Genomic DNA, 2,159 nt, shown 5'->3' on the forward strand with positions numbered 1-2,159 from the left:
GTCGCTCCGCCACCGCGCCCGGCTCCGCGTCTCGGTCGAGCCGTGACAGCTCCTCGCGGAGGCCGTCGAGACGGAGCCCGACGAGCCGGCGGCTCGGTCGACCCTGGTTCTCGACGCGGGAGACGACCTCCTGGCCGACGTAACACCCTTTCTCGAAGTCGAGCGCGTTTCGGATCCCGAGGACGTTCGGGACGACCCCTTCGAGCTCGTACTCGAACAGGGGGGTCCCCGCCTCTAGGCTCAACGCGTCCCACGTCCGGTAGCCGAACGGGGCCGCGTTGAGCCCGCGGTTGATCAGGGTGTCGAACAGCTCGGGGGCGTCGGCGGCCGCACAGACGACCTCGTACCCCTCCTCGCCGAGCGGCGCGTCGGTCGCGATCACCGTGACGCCGGCATCGACCATCGACCCGCGGACGAACGTCAGCGGCTCCTCCGGCGCGCCGGCCCCGTTCAGCACCGAGGCTACTTTCTCCGTCGATTTCGGGCCATGAACGCCGAACACGCCGAGATCGGCCGAGATGTCCTCGATGGCAACGTCTTGGATGAACGTCTTGCTCGCCCAGTCCTCCCGGACCGGTTCCGCTCGTTCGGGGGGGAGGAAGACGAGCAGCCGTTCGTCTGCGTTGTACACGTACATGTCCGTCTCGATCCCGCCTTGCGGATCGAGCAACAGGGCGTACACGCCGCGGCCGTCCGTGTCGGGGACGCGATTGGTGACGGCGTTATCGACGAATTCGACGCGGTCCGCGCCGGTGACGGCGAGCACGCCGTACCCCATTTCGATGGTTCCGACGACGTTCCGGACCGCCTTCCCGACGCGCTCCGGCCTCCCGTAGTGGTCGACGACCCTCCGGTCGCTTCGGTCGCGGTAGCTCGCGCCGTGATCGACGTGGGCGTCGGAGACGAGCGTCATGTCCGGACCGAGGCGGGGGAACGGCAAAAGGTCGCGGGTGTCGGTCTCGGTCGGGACTGGCGGGTCGACGACCTTCCCGACGCTACAACCCGAGTCGGTCGCGGATCGCGTCGACGATGCCGCCGGTCGGCTCCTCGTCGTCCGCTTCGGGGTCGGGAACCACCCGGTCGTGCGGGTACACCCGAACCCTGTCGCCGCTCTCGACGGTGATCAGCGAGTCGGCCTTCAGCGCCGAGAGGGCGTCCTCTATCGCGTCGATGTCGGCGTCGACCGCGGCGCGGAGCTCCAACACGGTCATCCCCTCGTCACCGCGGTCGACGAGCGCGTCCAGCACCGCGACCTCGACGTCCGGACGGTCGCGATACTCCGGCTTTGCGGCCATATCCATGGCTTCGTCGGGGTGGGGTTTACGTCTACCGGCAGTCGCGGGCGTCCGGCGTTGCCCGGTGATCCGAGGTCACCGGATCAGTCGCGAACAGGTCCCACAGAGGTTCTCCTCTTTGACGTCGACTTCGCGGACGGTCGGCGAGAACGACATCACACACTTGCTGTTGTCGCAGTGTTCGAGCCCGAGCGTATGGCCGATCTCGTGAACGACCTCCTTGCGAACGCGGTCGGAGAACACGTCGATCGCCGGCTTCGTCGACACGCCGCCGTCCGAGGAGGTTCGAAGTCGGTGCGTAGAGATAACGGAGCCGCTTCCGTTGAGGTACGCCAGCCCGAACACGTAGTTTCGTCGGCGGTAATAGAGGTCGCGCGGCGTGATCCCGATGTTCTTCTCTCCGCTCCCGACGCGTCCGACGACCTCGATGAGGTCTTCCGCGCGGTACTGGTCTCGTCCCGCGTCGTACGCGCTCTCCGGCACTGCCTGGTCGTCGTGGACCGTGACGTCGCAGTCGTATACCAACCGGAGCGCGGCGGAAGCCTCCCGCTTCACGCGCGGAGTGACTTCCCCGACGGGGACGATGTCCACGAGCATGGAACCGCTTTTGACCGCGGCGGTCATAAACCCCGCGACGTGGTATCCCCTTCGCGTCGTGCGCTCGTCGACGAACTCGGCCGATACGACCGACTGCTGGAGATCGGGATCGGGACACGCCCCGGTGTCGCCCGGGCGCTTGCCGACCGCGGGCGAGACGTGGTCGCGATCGATGTCGCCGACGTCGCCGATGCCGCCGACGGTCACTCCTCCGAGTCGCCCGGGTCGCTCCGGTTCTATCGGGCCGACATCGTCGCGCTCGCCGCG

At 67.9% G+C, this 2,159-nt stretch carries 4 protein-coding genes; 1 reads left to right on the plus strand and 3 read right to left on the minus strand.

Features of this window, described 5'->3' with window-relative positions; translation table 11 throughout:
• From ygfZ to ACFQEU_RS14915, 3 genes are all read right to left on the minus strand, one after another.
• The coding region (gene ygfZ, locus ACFQEU_RS14905; RefSeq protein WP_379783432.1) for a CAF17-like 4Fe-4S cluster assembly/insertion protein YgfZ at nucleotides 1–913 on the minus strand (913 nt) is incomplete at its 3' end.
• A gap of 82 nt (nucleotides 914–995) precedes the next feature.
• Entirely contained in the window at nucleotides 996–1,295 is a 300-nt protein-coding gene (locus ACFQEU_RS14910) for a DUF6432 family protein (protein WP_379783434.1), read from the minus strand.
• Nucleotides 1,296–1,370: 75 nt separating this feature from the next.
• A complete protein-coding gene (locus ACFQEU_RS14915; protein ID WP_379783436.1) occupies nucleotides 1,371–1,892 on the minus strand; it encodes an archaemetzincin family Zn-dependent metalloprotease in 522 nt (173 codons plus the stop codon).
• A 39-nt stretch (nucleotides 1,893–1,931) separates the two neighbouring features.
• Between ACFQEU_RS14915 and ACFQEU_RS14920 the strand changes: the two genes are divergently transcribed.
• The coding region (locus ACFQEU_RS14920) for a UPF0146 family protein (RefSeq protein WP_379783438.1) at nucleotides 1,932–2,159 on the plus strand (228 nt) is incomplete at its 3' end.

It is taken from the genome of Halorubrum tibetense (genome assembly GCF_042661865.1).
GTDB classification, from domain to species: Archaea; Halobacteriota; Halobacteria; order Halobacteriales; family Haloferacaceae; genus Halorubrum; species Halorubrum tibetense.